12 protein-coding genes and 1 pseudogene are annotated in these 14,464 nt (G+C 69.2%); 7 read left to right on the top strand and 6 right to left on the bottom strand.

Annotation, left to right across the window (positions count from 1 at the left end; all coding sequences use genetic code 11):
* Positions 1–127: 127 nt before the first annotated feature.
* From QMK30_RS37010 to QMK30_RS37000, 3 genes and pseudogenes are all read left to right on the top strand, one after another.
* A pseudogene (locus tag QMK30_RS37010) lies at positions 128–1,579 on the top strand (serine/threonine protein kinase); the annotation flags it as partial.
* A 129-nt stretch (positions 1,580–1,708) separates the two neighbouring features.
* Positions 1,709–2,719 (top strand): C40 family peptidase, encoded by a 1,011-nt coding sequence (locus QMK30_RS37005; protein ID WP_283522737.1) that lies wholly within the window; start codon positions 1,709–1,711, stop codon positions 2,717–2,719.
* Positions 2,720–3,003: 284 nt separating this feature from the next.
* Entirely contained in the window at positions 3,004–3,732 is a 729-nt protein-coding gene (locus tag QMK30_RS37000; RefSeq protein ID WP_283522736.1) for a phosphatase PAP2 family protein, read from the top strand.
* A 42-nt stretch (positions 3,733–3,774) separates the two neighbouring features.
* Here the strand turns inward: QMK30_RS37000 and QMK30_RS36995 are convergent, their stop codons facing one another.
* Entirely contained in the window at positions 3,775–5,361 is a 1,587-nt protein-coding gene (locus tag QMK30_RS36995; RefSeq protein ID WP_283522735.1) for an FAD-binding oxidoreductase, read from the bottom strand.
* Between the two features lie 999 nt (positions 5,362–6,360).
* Between QMK30_RS36995 and QMK30_RS36990 the strand changes: the two genes are divergently transcribed.
* Together QMK30_RS36990 and QMK30_RS36985 are read left to right on the top strand one after the other, a co-directional pair.
* The gene (locus QMK30_RS36990; protein ID WP_283522734.1) at positions 6,361–7,191 is read left to right on the top strand and encodes an SCO4651 family lipoprotein; all 831 of its coding nucleotides are present in this window, start codon (positions 6,361–6,363) and stop codon (positions 7,189–7,191) included.
* Positions 7,192–7,284: 93 nt separating this feature from the next.
* The gene (locus tag QMK30_RS36985; protein ID WP_283522739.1) at positions 7,285–7,569 is read left to right on the top strand and encodes a hypothetical protein; all 285 of its coding nucleotides are present in this window, start codon (positions 7,285–7,287) and stop codon (positions 7,567–7,569) included.
* Between the two features lie 36 nt (positions 7,570–7,605).
* Here QMK30_RS36985 and QMK30_RS36980 read toward each other — a convergent pair whose 3' ends face one another.
* Positions 7,606–8,031 carry a metal-sensitive transcriptional regulator gene (locus QMK30_RS36980; RefSeq protein ID WP_283522733.1) on the bottom strand — a complete coding sequence of 142 codons (426 nt, stop codon included), beginning with the start codon at positions 8,029–8,031 and terminating at the stop codon, positions 7,606–7,608.
* 194 nt (positions 8,032–8,225) lie between these two features.
* Between QMK30_RS36980 and QMK30_RS36975 the strand changes: the two genes are divergently transcribed.
* Together QMK30_RS36975 and QMK30_RS36970 are read left to right on the top strand one after the other, a co-directional pair.
* Complete coding sequence (locus QMK30_RS36975; RefSeq protein WP_283522732.1) at positions 8,226–8,846, top strand: DUF47 domain-containing protein; 621 nt, start codon at positions 8,226–8,228, stop codon at positions 8,844–8,846.
* A gap of 6 nt (positions 8,847–8,852) precedes the next feature.
* Complete coding sequence (locus QMK30_RS36970) at positions 8,853–9,851, top strand: inorganic phosphate transporter (protein WP_283522731.1); 999 nt, start codon at positions 8,853–8,855, stop codon at positions 9,849–9,851.
* A 140-nt stretch (positions 9,852–9,991) separates the two neighbouring features.
* On the opposite strand, the gene pstB is transcribed toward QMK30_RS36970, so the two are convergent.
* From pstB to pstS, 4 genes are all read right to left on the bottom strand, one after another.
* On the bottom strand, positions 9,992–10,768 hold the full coding sequence (gene pstB, locus QMK30_RS36965) for a phosphate ABC transporter ATP-binding protein PstB (RefSeq protein ID WP_283522730.1): 777 nt from the start codon (positions 10,766–10,768) through the stop codon (positions 9,992–9,994).
* A 29-nt stretch (positions 10,769–10,797) separates the two neighbouring features.
* On the bottom strand, positions 10,798–11,871 hold the full coding sequence (pstA, locus tag QMK30_RS36960) for a phosphate ABC transporter permease PstA (protein ID WP_283522729.1): 1,074 nt from the start codon (positions 11,869–11,871) through the stop codon (positions 10,798–10,800).
* Positions 11,868–12,872: a phosphate ABC transporter permease subunit PstC gene (gene pstC, locus QMK30_RS36955; RefSeq protein ID WP_502963303.1), complete on the bottom strand. Its 1,005-nt coding sequence runs from the start codon at positions 12,870–12,872 to the stop codon at positions 11,868–11,870. Before pstC ends, pstA begins: the two co-directional genes overlap by 4 nt.
* A gap of 116 nt (positions 12,873–12,988) precedes the next feature.
* Positions 12,989–14,122: a phosphate ABC transporter substrate-binding protein PstS gene (gene pstS, locus QMK30_RS36950; protein ID WP_283522728.1), complete on the bottom strand. Its 1,134-nt coding sequence runs from the start codon at positions 14,120–14,122 to the stop codon at positions 12,989–12,991.
* Positions 14,123–14,464: the final 342 nt, after the last annotated feature.

Below are 14,464 nucleotides of genomic sequence, written 5' to 3'. Positions count from 1 at the left end.
CAGCCCGATCGAGTTCGAGGAGAGGTACTACTCCGATCAGGCAACGACCAGAAGAGCGAACCTGAAACCCCGTCAACCCTCCCTGACCAGCTGATCAGCATCTCCCGAGTAACGGGGGAACCTCAGTCACGCCGTCCGGGAGCGGGGCGGCTTCCCGGCGGACACCTGCCGGCGGCTCTTCGCGGCGTTGGCGGAGGGGCTGGCGAGTGTGCACGCGTACGGGGTCACGCATCGGGATCTCAAGCCGCAGAACATCATCCTGTCCCCACAGGGCCCGCAGCTGATCGACTTCGGGATCGCCCGGAGCGTGTCCGACACGGCGCTCACCCAGACCGGGTTGGCGACGGGGACGCCCGGGTTCACCGCTCCTGAGGTGCTGATACGTAATCAGGTCGGCTCGGAGGCTGACGTCTTCGCGCTGGGCGCGACCCTCGCCTACCTGGCCACCGGGCGACCGCCCTTCGGATCCGGGCCGACCGACGCGGTCTCGTACCGGGCCGTGCACGAGGAGATCGACCTCGCCGGGGTCGAGCCGGAACTCGCGGCGCTGATCCGGGTCTGCGTGGCCAAGGACCCGGCCGAGCGGCCCGCCGTGGAAGAGATCATCGTCCGGTGCGCGGTGAGCTCCGCGCTCGCCGAAGACCCTTGGTACCGGACGCTCACGGGCCTGGTCGAAGCGGCGCCCGTGGATCTGCCGAATGCCGTGGCTGCCGGGTTCGTACCACTGGGGTTCAGCGACGCACCGACTGCCGGACCTGGATACGTGCCGACGGCCGGCCCCGGGTACGTACCCACTGTCGCGCCGAACGGGCCGGTCCGTCCGGGGGCGCCGCGCCGCTCGCGGCGTATGCCGTGGCTGGTGGTCCTCGCGGTGGCCGCCGTGGTGGGCGTCACGGTCGCGGTGACGCTCCAGATGACGCCGGACGGGAAGGGGGACGAGGGAGGCAAGCAGGCTCGGGGAGACGTCCAAGGCACACCCTCGCCCCCGAAGCCGTCGGCGCCGTCGGGCGGCGCCTCGCGGAAGGTGCCGGACCACATCGAGAACAACAGGATCTCCCGCGACTACTGGACGCTCTCGAACTCCGGGACCGACGTGGAGCACGGCATCGGCCGGTGCAACCTGGCTGCCGAGGAGCGCGCGCCCGGGGCGGACCTGCAGATGGCGATCAGCGATGCGGAGTCGGACGACAAGCTCCTGTCGGGCAAGGTGAAGATCGAGATGCGGATCAAGTACGCGGAGAACTCCGCCAGGAAGCCGGAGCCCTACTACGTCTCGGTGGGCGTCAAGCCGCCTCATGAGATCGATCCGGAAACTTCCAGGCCGTTCGCCGGCCTGATCACGGAGAACAAGAGCATCGGCTACACCAGCGAGCCGGTCGACATCTACTCCGAGTGGAAGACGGGCGGGTTCGTCGAGCTGACCTACCCCGACGACTTCGAGAGCCACTTCCAGGGCGGGACGGACGAAGCCATTCCCGTCCGGAACGACCCGGGCGACTGGACCGTGGTCTTCCACCACGTCAAGGGCAGTCCGGAGGACTACGCCAGCATCGCGTGCTCCGGCTTCCGCGCGGAGTAGTCGAAGCAGTCGGAGCCGGTGGAGCCGGTGGAGCGGTCCGAACAGATGGAAGAGACAGCGGGCGCGCGGGCTAAAACAGCAGTGAACCCGGCTTCGATGGGGGAGGGTTGAGGAGTGCGCAAAGTCTGGTTGGCCTCCGGTATAGGGATCGGGCTCTGCCTGAGCTTCGTCGCGCTGCTCGTCGTCGGGACCTTCTCCGCAGCCGCGGGGCTGGCCAGTGGCGCGGGAGGCGGCAGGGCCGTCGGGCTGGCCAAGGGTGCCGTGCCCGCGCTCTACCAGCCGATCGTGCAGAAGTGGGGCAATCTCTGCCCCGCGATCAATCCGGCGCTGCTCGCCGCGCAGCTCTACCAGGAGAGCGGCTGGGACCCGACGGCGAAGAGCCCGGCCGACGCGCGTGGCATCGCGCAGTTCATCCCCGGTACGTGGGCGGCCCATGGCGTCGACGGGGACAAGGACGGCGACCGGGACATCTGGGACCCCGCCGACGCGATCCCGTCCGCGGCGACGTACGACTGTGAATTGGCTGGATACGTCAAGAAGGTGCCCGGCGATCCGACCAAGAACATGCTCGCCGCGTACAACGCCGGGTCGTACGCCGTCATCAAGTACGGGGGTGTACCTCCGTACCGCGAGACGCAGAACTACGTGAAGATCATTACGACCCTGGAGCAGAGCTTCGCCAAGCCTGTCGGCCGGGTGCAGCCCTCGCGGCAGGCTGCCGGGGCCATCTACTTCGCGCAGAAGAAGCTCGGTACGAAGTACCTGTGGGGCGGGAACGGGACCGCCGACCAGGGCGGTCGGTTCGACTGCTCCGGGCTGACCCAAGCGGCGTACCGGACCGTGGACATCGAGCTGCCGCGCGTCGCCAACGACCAGTACAACGCCGGGCCGCATCCCTCGCGCGAGGAGCTGCTGCCGGGGGACCTGGTCTTCTTTTCGGACGACCTCACCAATTCGCGCACGATCCGGCACGTCGGGCTGTACGTCGGCGGCGGGTACATGATCAACGCGCCGTACACCGGAGCCGTGATCCGCTTCGACAAGATCGATACGCCGGACTATTTCGGCGCCACCCGGGTCACCGAGGATGGCGCGAAAGCGCTCCCGAAGCAGCGGCCGGGGGAGCCGGGCGGAGCGTGAAGTGGGGCGTAACGTGGCTGGAACTCTCCGTTAAGAGCAGGCCCTGAGCTGCAGCTATGCGTCTCTCTTCGGTAACGTGATGGTGATCTTTCCGTGGAGAGTGGAACGGCCGGGTGCAGTGGCGCGTTTCCTTGGAGTGGGACAGCCGCCACGATGTCTTCGGACCGTGCGCTGTGCCGACAGGCTGACCACGGCATGGGTTGTGACGGACCAACGGGGGTTCGCAGGAGCGGCACGCACCCCGTGTGTCGCGGAGCAGGTAACAAGGCAAGGGGCCGCGGCAGATGGCTGGACTCGCACTGGACAGGGCGAACCCCGATGTCAGTCTGCTCTACGACATCAACGGGCTCGCCACGGACGCACCGGGCTGGCTGGACCGGGTCATGGAGTTCGTCGGTGAGTACGGGATCATGCTTGGGCTCGTCGTGGTGGGCCTCTGGGCGTGGTGGAGCGTGCGCAGGCGCGAGGACGCGGTCGTGTCCGTGGCCGGGCTCGTCTGGGCGCCGCTGGCGGCCGGTATCGCGCTGCTGATCAATATCCCGATCCGCGGGTTCGTGGAGCGGCCCAGACCCTTCCTGGACCACAAGGGCCTTGAGGTCCTGGTGGCGGGCAAGACTGACTACTCGTTCGTCAGCGATCACGCGACGATGGCCATGGCCCTCGGGGTCGGAGTCTTTGTCGCCAACCGGAAGTTCGGGCTCGCCGCGATCGGCTTCGCCGTGGCTGAGGGCTTCTGCCGGGTGTACATGGGCGTCCACTACCCGACCGACGTGATCGGCGGATTCGCCCTCGGCACGGCGGTTGTGCTGCTGCTGGCTCCGCTCGCGATGCTGCTGCTGACGCCTCTCGTGACGGCCATCTCCCGCTCGGAGAAGGTGGGTTGGCTCGTACGGTCCAAGGAGTCGGTGGCCGCTGCGGCAGCCTCCGCGCAGGCTGCCGCAGCCGGTGCTGCCGCGGCCGTTCCCGGGCCGCGGGCCGAGGAGGACGTACGCAGCAACGATCTCGCCGCGTGATCTGACGTGAGTTGACGGGTGCGGGGCGGGGCGTGCTCGCCCCTACAGCGCCTGTGGGAAGTCGAAGAGCCTGTCCGGGTCGTAACGCTTCTTCAGCTTGGTGAGACGGTCCGCCGCCGGCCCGTAGTACGCCTTGCGCCAGTCGGTCAGCGCCGCGTCCGTGTAGTTCTGGTAGGCCGCCCCCGAGGCGTGGCGGCGCATCGCCCCGTGCGCGGTTTTCAGCCAGGCCTGCTGTGCCGTGCCGGATGTGCCCGCGCGCCACGAGCCGATGTACTGGGCCAGCATCCGTGAGCGGCGGTGCACAAATGCCGTCGCGAGCGGGTCGACGCGGTTGACCGCCCCGCCGAGCGCGGTCAGCGCGATGCTGCCGCCGCCACCGCCCTGCGCCGCGGTGACGCGGGTGAAGGCCTCCGTCTGGGAGAGCAGGGCGCGGATCCCGGCGGGCGAGAGCGAGCGGTCGAAGAAGTCCGAGCGGGCTGCGTACGTCTCGCGCCCCAGCGCGCCCGTGCCGGTGCGGCCGGGTGTGCTGCCGGGGAGGTGGCACTGGGCGTCGCTCAGGCCCGAGCAGCCCGCGTAGATGAGCATCGCCTCCTGGTACGTGCGGCGGCGCAGCGAGACGGAGCGGGCCGGGGCGCCGACCTTGCCGGCGAGGCGGTCCACGGCGTTCTGGAGATCGCCGTACGTCCCCAGCGAGAAGGCCGAGACGGATACGGTGGGCGTCCCGCCGCCCGCGCCGGCGGCGAGGTGCGCCGACGACCAGATCTCGTCGGGCTGCGCCGGGCCCCACTCCTGCCAGGCGGCGAGGACCGCCTGGGCCTTCGACCAGGGCCAGGACAGGTACGCGGTGACCGCGGCCGGGGCGGGGTGGGTGCGAAAGGTGAGGCTGGTGACGACGCCGAAGTTGCCGTTGCCCGCGCCGCGCAGGGCCCAGAAGAGGTCGGCGTTCTCGGTGGCCGTGCAGTGGAGGCGCTTGCCCGCGGCGGTGATCAGGGTCGCGGAGGTGAGGCTGTCGCAGGTCAGGCCGTATGCGCGGGAGACGACACCGTGGCCGCCGCCGAGGGTCAGACCGGAGATGCCGACGGTGGGGCAGGAGCCGGCGGGGATGGTGCGGCGGTGGCGGGCGAGGCCCTGGTATACGTCGATGAGCTTGGCGCCCGCGCCGATGGTGCCGTCCGCCTTGACCCGGGCCAGCTTCGATAGGTCGATGACCAGGCGGCCGTTGCCGCTGGACCAGCCCGCGTAGGAGTGGCCGCCGTTACGGATGGCCACGGGGGTGCGATGCGCCCTGGCGAAGGCGAGGCACTCCTGGATGTCCGTCTCGTTCGCCACATAGGCGACTCCGGCGGGCTTCAGAGTGTCGAAGCGGGTGTTGTAGAGCTGGCGGGCGGTCTTGTACGTGGCGTCGGCGGGGCGCACGAGTTTGCCGTCGAGGCCCCGGCCGAGAGCGGTCCAGTTGGCTGCGGCGGCGGGGGCGCGGCTGGGGCGGGTGGTCGTCGCGGTGACTGCGGTCGCTGTGGTGGGGGTACCGGTGGTGCGGCTTGGGCTACTGCCGTCCTCGCTGCCTGTGCAGGCGGTGGCTGCGGTTGCCGCGAGGGCGGTTGCTGCGGTGAGAAGTGTGCGCCGGTGCATGTGGCCTCCTGGGGGACCAGACGGCACGGCGGGGCGGAGGGTTCCGGGGCGGTGGGTTTTTTCCCAGCCCCGCCCCTTCCCGGTACCTGGGGGCCGCCGCCGGGGCCCCGGCGGTGAGGGGAATGTGTGGGTACGGGTACCCCCGCATTCCCGGCGGGGTGCGGCTGCTTCGCGCCCCGTGCGTCGGGTACGGGCGGGCCGGGGCGCGTTGCGGGGCGGGGTGCTTGTCGCCGGGTGGCTGGATGTGTCACAGGGAGGGGCGGGTGCCCCGGCTGTGGCTCCGGGGGCGTACGCCCTGGCGCAGGGGGTGCTTCGCGCCGGGGCGCGGGGGCCGCGTCTCGCGGGGTGGGGGTGTCGCGCCGGGATCAGGAGGCCCCCGCGTGCGACTCCGCGTCCTTGCGGGCCAGGTCCCGGGAACGACGCGCCGGGCCGCGCCAGCCGCAGCTGCAGTGCGCGACGCAGAAGGAACCGCGGTCAGTGGTGCCGGTTCGGTGGGGATGGGCTTCCGGTGGGGCTTGTTGGAGCACTCGTTCACCGTACTGGGGTGACGGTGCCCGCGGGACAGCCGGTGGGGGGTCGGTTGTCGTCAGTCGTCAGCGTCAGCGTCAGTCGCTGGCCGCTGGCCGCCGGTTGCCGGTTGCCAACCCCCGCTCCCGATCGGAGGTCGGTGGCCACGCGGCCACGTGCGCGGCCCGGCGATCGGCCGGCCGGACGGTCGGGGATCGGATGGTCGGACGGTCGGACGGTCCGGGGCCGGACGGTCGGCGGTCGGAGGCCGCCGCAGCGCACCGAAGCCCAGGAGGCCCCCTGGGGCCGAGGGGCGTGAGGGGTGCGTGGAGGAGGGTGTGGCCCCCTGGGGCCGAGGGGCGTGAGGGGCGCATCAAGAAGGGGAAGGAGCGGCGACACGCGGTGCGCGCCGGTGCGCGTGACCGGGGGGCCGCCGTGGTCGTTAGGCGGGGCGGACACAGTGCGGTACAGCGTGGGGGGGGATGGGCGGCCATGGTGGTGCAGCAGCACAGGCTCAGGGGCGGGGCAGTCGCCGTTACGGCCGTGGCGGGGCTGATGGCGAGCACCGCCGGCTGCTCCGGTGGTGGTGGCGCCGTCGCCGAGGACCGGCAGGGCGGTGACCCCGTCGGTGTCGTTCACCGCGCTGCCGAGGTACTCGCCGGGGCTGGGAGCTCCAGGACCCGTACGTCCATGGAGATGGCCGCGGGCGGGACCCGGGTCACCATCCGGGGCGAGGGGGCGTACAACTTCCGCAAGCGGATGGGGCAGCTGAAGGTTCTGCTGCCGAAGGATCCCGCAGGCGTCGACGAGCACCGGCCCATCACCGAGCTGCTCTCGCCCGGCGCGCTGTACATGAAGAACCGCGGCGCCGGCGTCCCCGTCGACAAGTGGGTGCGGATCGACGCGGCGGCCCTCGACGACGGGAATCTCGTCACCGGCGGGGCGACCGACCCGCTCGTCGCCGCCGAACTGCTGCGCGGGGCAAGGACGGTGACGTACGAGGGCAGGACGGGACTGAACGGCGAGAGCGCGCGGCACTACCGGGGCGTCGCCGACATCGGGCGGGCCGCGCGGGCCGCTTCGCCACAGGTGCGCGGGGCGCTCGCGGCGGCGGCGAAAGGATTCGCCAAGGATGCCATCCCCTTCGACGCGTACCTCGACGACCAGGGTCGGCTGCTCAAGGTCCGGCACCGCTTCAGCTACGTCAACTCGGGCCGCGCGGTCGCGGTCGCCTCAACGACGGTGCTGTACGCGTTCGGGACGCCGATCCAGGTACGACTCCCCGCGGAGGGGGACATTTTCGCCGGAAAGATTCAGTCATAGCCCTTGCGCCCCGGCCGAAATGGTCCGTCCGTGCCATGCGCGGCATGTGCCGCGCTGCCTACCCTGGGAAGCCGACGACGGCAGGAAGAGGTGATGCACGTGGCGCCGATGCGCAGCATGGCCGTCCAGGACCACATCGCCCTCGCCGAGATCGAGCTGTGTGGTGAGTTGATGATCGCGGCGTCGGCCGCGGACGGAGAACGGCTCAGCCCGGACCGTATCGACGAGGTGTTGGAAGTCCCAGGAGCCATGGGAGCGGGAGCCACGGCCGCAGGAGTCACGGCCGCAGGAGTCGGGGGAGCAGGAGTCATCGGAACAGGAGTGCCGGGAGGGAGCGGGGGAGTTCCCCGCTCCGCCACCTGGCCGCCGCGCGGCTGACCGGGGCGGGGCGCGCGTATTCCGCGCCCCCCGGGATCACGTCCGCAGCAGGCGGGCGATCGCCTTCGTCGCTTCTTCGATCTTCTCGTCGATCTCCTTGCCGCCCTTGAGCGCGGCGTCCGCGACGCAGTGCCGCAGGTGCTCCTCGAGCAGTTGCAGCGCGAAGGACTGGAGCGCCTTCGTGCTCGCGGAGACCTGGGTGAGTATGTCGATGCAGTAGACGTCCTCGTCCACCAGCCGCTGCAGCCCGCGGACCTGGCCCTCGATCCGGCGCAGCCGCTTGAGGTGCTCGTCCTTCTGCTTGTGGTATCCGTGCACCCCGCGGTCGTGGTCGGTGACCACTTCCGGGGTTGATGCGTCGGATGCGGCAGATGTGACAGAAGCGACTGATTCGGGGCTTTCGGAGGGCGCTTTCGGCGTCGCCGCGCCAGTCGTCGTGCCGGCCGCCTCGGTGGTCGTCATCGCGTCCTCCCGTTTCCCTGAAAGGGTTTTATACCCCTGATGGGTATATGGTAACGAACTTTGCGGGTAGGGGCCCGGGGCCCTGTGCTGATCACTGTGCCTGATGCGCGACACTGAAGAACGCCGGTTAGCCGTGGCCGGATGATGCGCCTAGCATCACCCTGACCGATCCCAATGCACCCCGAGGACCCCACGTGCGCTTTCGTCTGACCCCCAGGGAGACGAGCTTCTACGACATGTTCTCCGCGTCTGCGGACAACATCGTCACGGGCTCCAAGCTCCTGATGGAACTGCTCGGAGCGGATTCCTCCGCCCGGGTCGAGATCTCGGAGCGGATGCGGGCAGCGGAGCACGCGGGGGACGATGCCACCCACGCGATCTTCCACCAGCTGAACTCTTCGTTCATCACTCCGTTCGACCGCGAGGACATTTACAACCTCGCCTCGTCGCTCGACGACTGCATGGACTACATGGAGGAGGCCGTCGACCTGGTGGTGCTCTACCAGATCGAGGAGCTCCCGAAGGGCGTGGAGCAGCAGATCGAGGTGCTGGTCCGGGCGGCCGAACTGACCGCCGAAGCCATGCCGCACCTGCGGACCATGACCAACCTCACCGAGTACTGGATCGAGGTCAACCGCCTCGAGAACCAGGCCGACCAGGTCCACCGCAAGCTGCTCGCACAGCTGTTCAACGGCAAGTACGAAGCCATGGACGTACTGAAGCTGAAGCAGATCGTGGATGTACTGGAAGAGGCGGCCGACGCTTTCGAGCACGTCGCCAACACGGTCGAGACCATCGCCGTCAAGGAGTCCTGACCCCCGGTGGACACGTTTGCGCTCATCGTGACCATCGGGGTCGCGCTCGGATTCACGTACACCAACGGCTTTCACGACTCCGCGAACGCCATCGCGACTTCCGTCTCCACCCGGGCGCTGACCCCGCGTGCGGCCCTGGCCATGGCCGCTGTGATGAACCTCGCCGGCGCCTTCCTCGGCAGCGGCGTCGCCAAGACCGTCAGTGAAGGCCTGATCGCCACCCCGCACGGTCACAAGGGGATGGGGATCCTGTTCGCGGCGCTGGTCGGCGCGATCGTGTGGAACCTGGTGACCTGGTATTACGGGCTGCCGTCCTCGTCCTCCCATGCCCTGTTCGGTGGCATGGTGGGTGCGGCCCTCGCGGGCGGCACCGAGGTCATCTGGGACGGCGTCCTGGAGAAGGTCGTCATCCCGATGTTCCTCTCGCCGTTCGTCGGGCTGATCCTCGGCTATCTGGTGATGGTCGCGATCCTCTGGATGTTCCGCAGGTCCAACCCGCACAAGGCCAAGCGCGGCTTCCGTATAGCGCAGACCGTCTCGGCCGCCGCGATGGCGCTCGGCCACGGTCTGCAGGACGCGCAGAAGACGATGGGCATCGTCGTGATGGCCCTGGTCATCGCCGATGTCGAGGGCCAGGGCGACGACATCCCGGTCTGGGTCAAGATCGCGTGTGCGCTGACGCTTTCGCTCGGTACGTACGCGGGCGGCTGGCGCATCATGCGCACGCTGGGCCGCCGGATCATCGAGCTGGACCCGCCGCAGGGCTTCGCCGCGGAGACCACGGCCGCGTCCGTGATGTACACGGCCTCGTTCATGTTCCACGCGCCGATCTCCACGACGCATGTCATCACCTCCGCGATCATGGGCGTGGGCTCGACCAAGGGCTCGCGCGCGGTGCGCTGGGGTGTCGCCAAGAACATCGTCCTCGGCTGGTTCATCACCATGCCGGCGGCGGGACTCGTGGCGGCGCTGAGTTACTGGCTCGTCCTGCTGGTCTTCGGATAGCGGACAGCGGCCGGCGGACAGCGGCCGGCAGACAGCAAAGCGAATGGGCCCGGCCCCGCTCCTGGAATGGAGCGGGGCCGGGCCCTTTGCCTTGCGGTGGCACCGCCATGCAGCACCGCAGGGCAAGTGCGGGACACCTCTTAGCCGAAGCGGCCGGAGATGTAGTCCTCGGTGGCCTGCACGGACGGGTTGGAGAAGATCCGCTCCGTGTCGTCTATCTCGATGAGCTTGCCGGGCTGGCCGACCGCCGAGAGGTTGAAGAAGGCCGTACGGTCCGAGACGCGCGCCGCCTGCTGCATGTTGTGCGTCACGATGACGATCGTGAAGCGCTCCTTCAGCTCGCCGATCAGGTCCTCGATCGCGAGGGTCGAGATCGGGTCCAGCGCCGAGCACGGCTCGTCCATCAGCAGGACCTGCGGCTCGACCGCGATGGCGCGGGCGATGCACAGACGCTGCTGCTGGCCGCCGGAGAGGCCGGAGCCGGGCTTGTTCAGGCGGTCCTTGACCTCGTTCCAGAGGTTGGCGCCCTTGAGGGACTTCTCGACGACATCGGCCAGGGCGTTCTTCCGGTACGAGCCGTTGAGGCGCAGGCCTGCCGCGACATTGTCGAAGATCGACATCGTCGGGAACGGGTTGGGGCGCTGGAAGACCATGCCGATCGTACGGCGCACCGCGACCGGGTCGACGTCCTTGCCGTACAGGTCCTCGTCGTCCAGGAGGACCTTGCCCTCGACCCGGCCGCCCGGGGTGACCTCGTGCATACGGTTGAGCGTGCGCAGGTAGGTGGACTTGCCGCAGCCCGAGGGGCCGATGAAGGCGGTCACCGAGCGGGGCTCGACGGTCATCGAGATGTCGTCGATTGCCTTGTGGGCGCCGTAGTAGGCGCTGAGGCCGCTGATGTCGATTCGCTTTGCCATCGTGGTCACTTCGCTTTCGGTTGGTCGCGTCAGCGACCGGACTTGGGAGCCTTCCAGCGGGCGATGCCGCGAGCCACCAGATTGAGGATCATGACGAAGGCGATCAGGACCAGGGCGGCGGCCCAGGCGCGGTCGTACGACGCCTCGCTGCCGACCCGGTACTGCTCCCAGATGTAGAAGGGGAGCGAGGACTGGGCGCCGTCGAAGGGGTTCGGGTTGATCAGCTGGCTGCCGAAGACCAGCAGCATGATCGGCGCGGTCTCACCGGCGATACGGGCGATGGCGAGCATCACACCGGTGGTGATTCCGCCGACCGCGGTCGGCAGGACGACCTTCAGGATCGTGCGCCACTTCGGTACGCCCAGGGCGAGGGAGGCCTCGCGCAGCTCGTTCGGTACGAGCTTGAGCATCTCCTCGGTGGAGCGGACCACGACCGGGACCATCAGGATCGTCAGGGCCAGGGCTCCCATCAGGCCCGACGGCTTGAGCTCGGCCATCAGCATGATCGACAGGATGAACAGGCCCGCCACGATGGACGGGATGCCGGTCATGACGTCCACGAAGAACGTCACCGCCTTGGCCAGCTTGCCCTTGCCGTATTCCACCAGGTAGATCGCGGTGAGCAGGCCGAGCGGGGCGGCGATGGCCGTGGCCAGGCCGACCTGCTCCAGCGTGCCGATCAGCGCGTGATAGACGCCGCCGCCGGTCTCGAAGCCGGGGACGCCGGCCATCGAGTGGGTGAGGAAGTACCCGTCCATGACCTTCATGCCGCGGCTGGCCGTGACCCAGATCAGGGAGAACAGCGGGATGATCGCGAGGAGGAAGCAGACCCATACGACGCTGGTGGCGACCCGGTCCTTGGCCTGGCGCTTGCCCTCGACCGCCGAGGAGATCGCGTACGTGAGCACGACGAAGAACAGGGCCGAGACCATGCCCCACTGGATGCGGCTCTGCCAGCCGGCGACGTAACCCAGGCCGCAGCCCAGGACGACGGCGGCGGCGGCGAAGGCGGTGGGTGCCCAGCGGGGGAGGCCCTTGCGGGACAGGGTGACCGTCCGCACGTGGGGCGTGGGGCGCTTGTCCTGGATGGTTGCGTTGCTCATGCGTTGGCCCCCGAGTACTCCTTGCGGCGGGCGATGATCAGGCGGGCCGCGCCGTTGACCAGCAGGGTGAGGAGGAAGAGCACCAGGCCCGACGCGATCAGGGCGTCGCGCCCGTACTCGTTGGCCTCGTCGAACTTCGCGGCGATGTTCTGCGCGAACGTGCCGCCGCCCGGATCCAGCAGATGGCCGGAGATCAGGAAGCTCGGGGACAGGACCGTGGCCACGGCCATCGTCTCGCCCAGTGCGCGGCCCAGGCCCAGCATCGAGGCGCTGATCACGCCCGAGCGGCCGAAGGGCAGCACCGAGATGCGGATGACTTCCCAGCGGGTCGCGCCGAGCGCGAGCGCGGCCTCCTCGTTCATCTTCGGAACCTGGAGGAAGACTTCGCGGCTCACGCTGGTGACGATCGGCAGAATCATGATCGCGAGCAGGATGCCGACGGTGAAGAGGTTGCGGGCCGCGCCCAGCTCCGTCTTCTCGAAGAGGTACGTCCAGCCCAGGTACTCGTCCAGCCAGGAGTTCAGGCCGCCGAGGTAGGGGACGAGGAAGAGGGCGCCCCAGATGCCGTAGATGATGCTCGGCACGGCGGCCAGCAGGTCCACGACGTACGCGAGGGGCGAGGCGAGCTTGCGCGGCGCGTAGTGCGAGATGAACAGGGCGATGCCGACAGCGATCGGAACCGCGATGACCATCGCGATGATCGAGCTGACGACGGTGCCGTAGAGCAGGACCGCGATGCCGAAGACCGGCGGGTCGCCGGCCGGGTTCCAGTCGAAGGTGGTGAGGAAGTTGCCCTCGTCCTTCGAGATGGCGAGTACGGCGCGGTAGGTCAGGAAGGCGGCGATCGACGCCATGACCACCAGGAGCAGGATGCCCGAGCCGCGGGACATGGCCAGGAAGACCTTGTCGCCCGCGCGGCCCGTGGACGTACCGCTCGCTTCTATGACTGGTGGAGGCGGAGGCTGTTGAGCCTGCGGGGTGTCCGTGGGTGTGAATGCCATGCGTCTTTCCGGTCTGTGTGGGGGAGCGGACTCCCCTGGCGGCGGTGCACCGGATGGAGGGTGGCGGCCGGCCCGGTGTCGGGCCGCCCGCCGGTGGGTCGGTTCGGTCGGTTTGGTTAGTTCAGGGCGGTGACGGTCTCGCGGACCTTGGCGTTGATCTCGGCCGGGATCGGGGCGTAGCCGGCGTCCGAGAGCAGCTTCTGGCCGTCGTCACCCGCGGCGTAGGTCAGGAAGGACTTGACCGTGCCCAGCGTCTCGGGGGTGTTGCCCTTGTCGCAGACGACCTCGTACGTCACCAGGACGATCGGGTAGGCGCCCTCGGCCTTCGTCGCGTAGTCGAGCTTCAGCGCGAGGTCCTTGCCCTGGCCCGCGACCTTGGCGGCGGCAATGGCCTTCGAGGCGTTCTCGGACGTGGCCTCGACCGGCGCGGCCGCACCCGTGTCGATCTTGAGGGTGGAGATGTCCTGCGAGGTGGCGTACGACAGCTCGAAGTAGCCGATCGCGCCGTCCTCCTGCTTGACCTGCGCGGCGACACCGGCGGAGCCGGATGCGGCCTGGCCGCCCGGGGCCGGCCACTTCTTCTCGGCCTCGTAGGGCCAGTCGGCCTTGGCGGTGGCGCCCAGGTACTTGCCCAGGTTCTGGGTGGTGCCGGAGTCCTCGGAGCGGTGGAAGGCCTGGATCGGCTTGTTCGGGAGCTTGGCGTCGGGGTTGAGCTTGGCGATCGCCTCGTCGTTCCAGTTCTTGATCTTGTTGTTGAAGATCTTGGCGATCGTGGAGGCGTCCAGCTTCAGGTCGTCGACGCCGTCCAGGTTGTAACCGAGGGCCACCGGGCCGCCGACCATCGGCAGGTTGATGCCCTGGCCGCCCTTGCAGATCTTCTTCGACTCTTCGACCTCGTCGGGCTTGAGCGCCGAGTCGGAGCCGGCGAAGCCGACGGTGCCCTGGTTGAACGCGACGATGCCTTCGCCCGAGGAGGAGGACTTGTAGTTGATCTCCACGCCCGTGCAGCCGGCCATGTAGTTCTTGACCCAGAGGTCCATGGCGTTCTTCTGCGCGCTCGATCCTGACGCGAGCAGCTTGCCCTTGGCGTCGTCACACTTGATGGTCTTGCCGGCGGTCGTCTTCTCGCCGGAGCCGCCAGTGGAGCCGCTGTTGTTGTCCGAGCCGCACGCCGTGAGGACCAGGGCGCCGGAGACGGCGAGTGCGCCGAGCGCGGTGGCGCGAAGCCGGTTCTTGCTCTGAAGCTTCACTTTCGGGTGTTCCTTCCAGGAGCCGCCGGGTTTGGTGTCATGGCGGCGTGCGAGGTGGTTTGGACTGTTCAGCTACGCAGTGGGGCGAGCATCTCGTGATGTGCCGCGCACTGTGTAAGTCCGAAATTAGGCAGAACAGGTGAAGCGACCAACGGGAGAGGGTGAACGGGAGGTGAACCGTGACGGTCGGACCGGGGTGCCTGTCCGGAGGGGGTCGGGCCGGGGGGCTGTCCGACCGTCCGGGGCGGTGGGCGGTGGGCGGGGGCGTGCGGGGCGGTGTGTCTCCGGGGGTGGCGTGCGGGGCGGCGTGGGGGCCCGGGTGTCTGCGGGGGTGGCGTGCGG

Origin of the sequence: Streptomyces sp. H27-C3, assembly GCF_030063415.1 — a bacterium.
Lineage (GTDB): Bacteria > Actinomycetota > Actinomycetes > Streptomycetales > Streptomycetaceae > Streptomyces.
This window is presented reverse-complemented; position numbering and strand designations above follow the sequence as displayed.

Excerpts from the sequence above, each read along its gene's own strand:
- QMK30_RS37000 (WP_283522736.1), top strand. The coding sequence starts at position 3,004 with ATGGCTGGACTCGCACTGGACAGGGCGAACCCCGATGTCAGTCTGCTC.
- QMK30_RS36995 (WP_283522735.1), bottom strand. The coding sequence starts at position 5,361 with ATGCACCGGCGCACACTTCTCACCGCAGCAACCGCCCTCGCGGCAACC.
- QMK30_RS36990 (WP_283522734.1), top strand. The coding sequence starts at position 6,361 with ATGGTGGTGCAGCAGCACAGGCTCAGGGGCGGGGCAGTCGCCGTTACG.
- QMK30_RS36985 (WP_283522739.1), top strand. The coding sequence starts at position 7,285 with ATGCACGTGGCGCCGATGCGCAGCATGGCCGTCCAGGACCACATCGCC.
- QMK30_RS36980 (WP_283522733.1), bottom strand. The coding sequence starts at position 8,031 with ATGACGACCACCGAGGCGGCCGGCACGACGACTGGCGCGGCGACGCCG.
- pstB (WP_283522730.1), bottom strand. The coding sequence starts at position 10,768 with ATGGCAAAGCGAATCGACATCAGCGGCCTCAGCGCCTACTACGGCGCC.
- pstA (WP_283522729.1), bottom strand. The coding sequence starts at position 11,871 with ATGAGCAACGCAACCATCCAGGACAAGCGCCCCACGCCCCACGTGCGG.
- pstC (WP_502963303.1), bottom strand. The coding sequence starts at position 12,872 with ATGGCATTCACACCCACGGACACCCCGCAGGCTCAACAGCCTCCGCCT.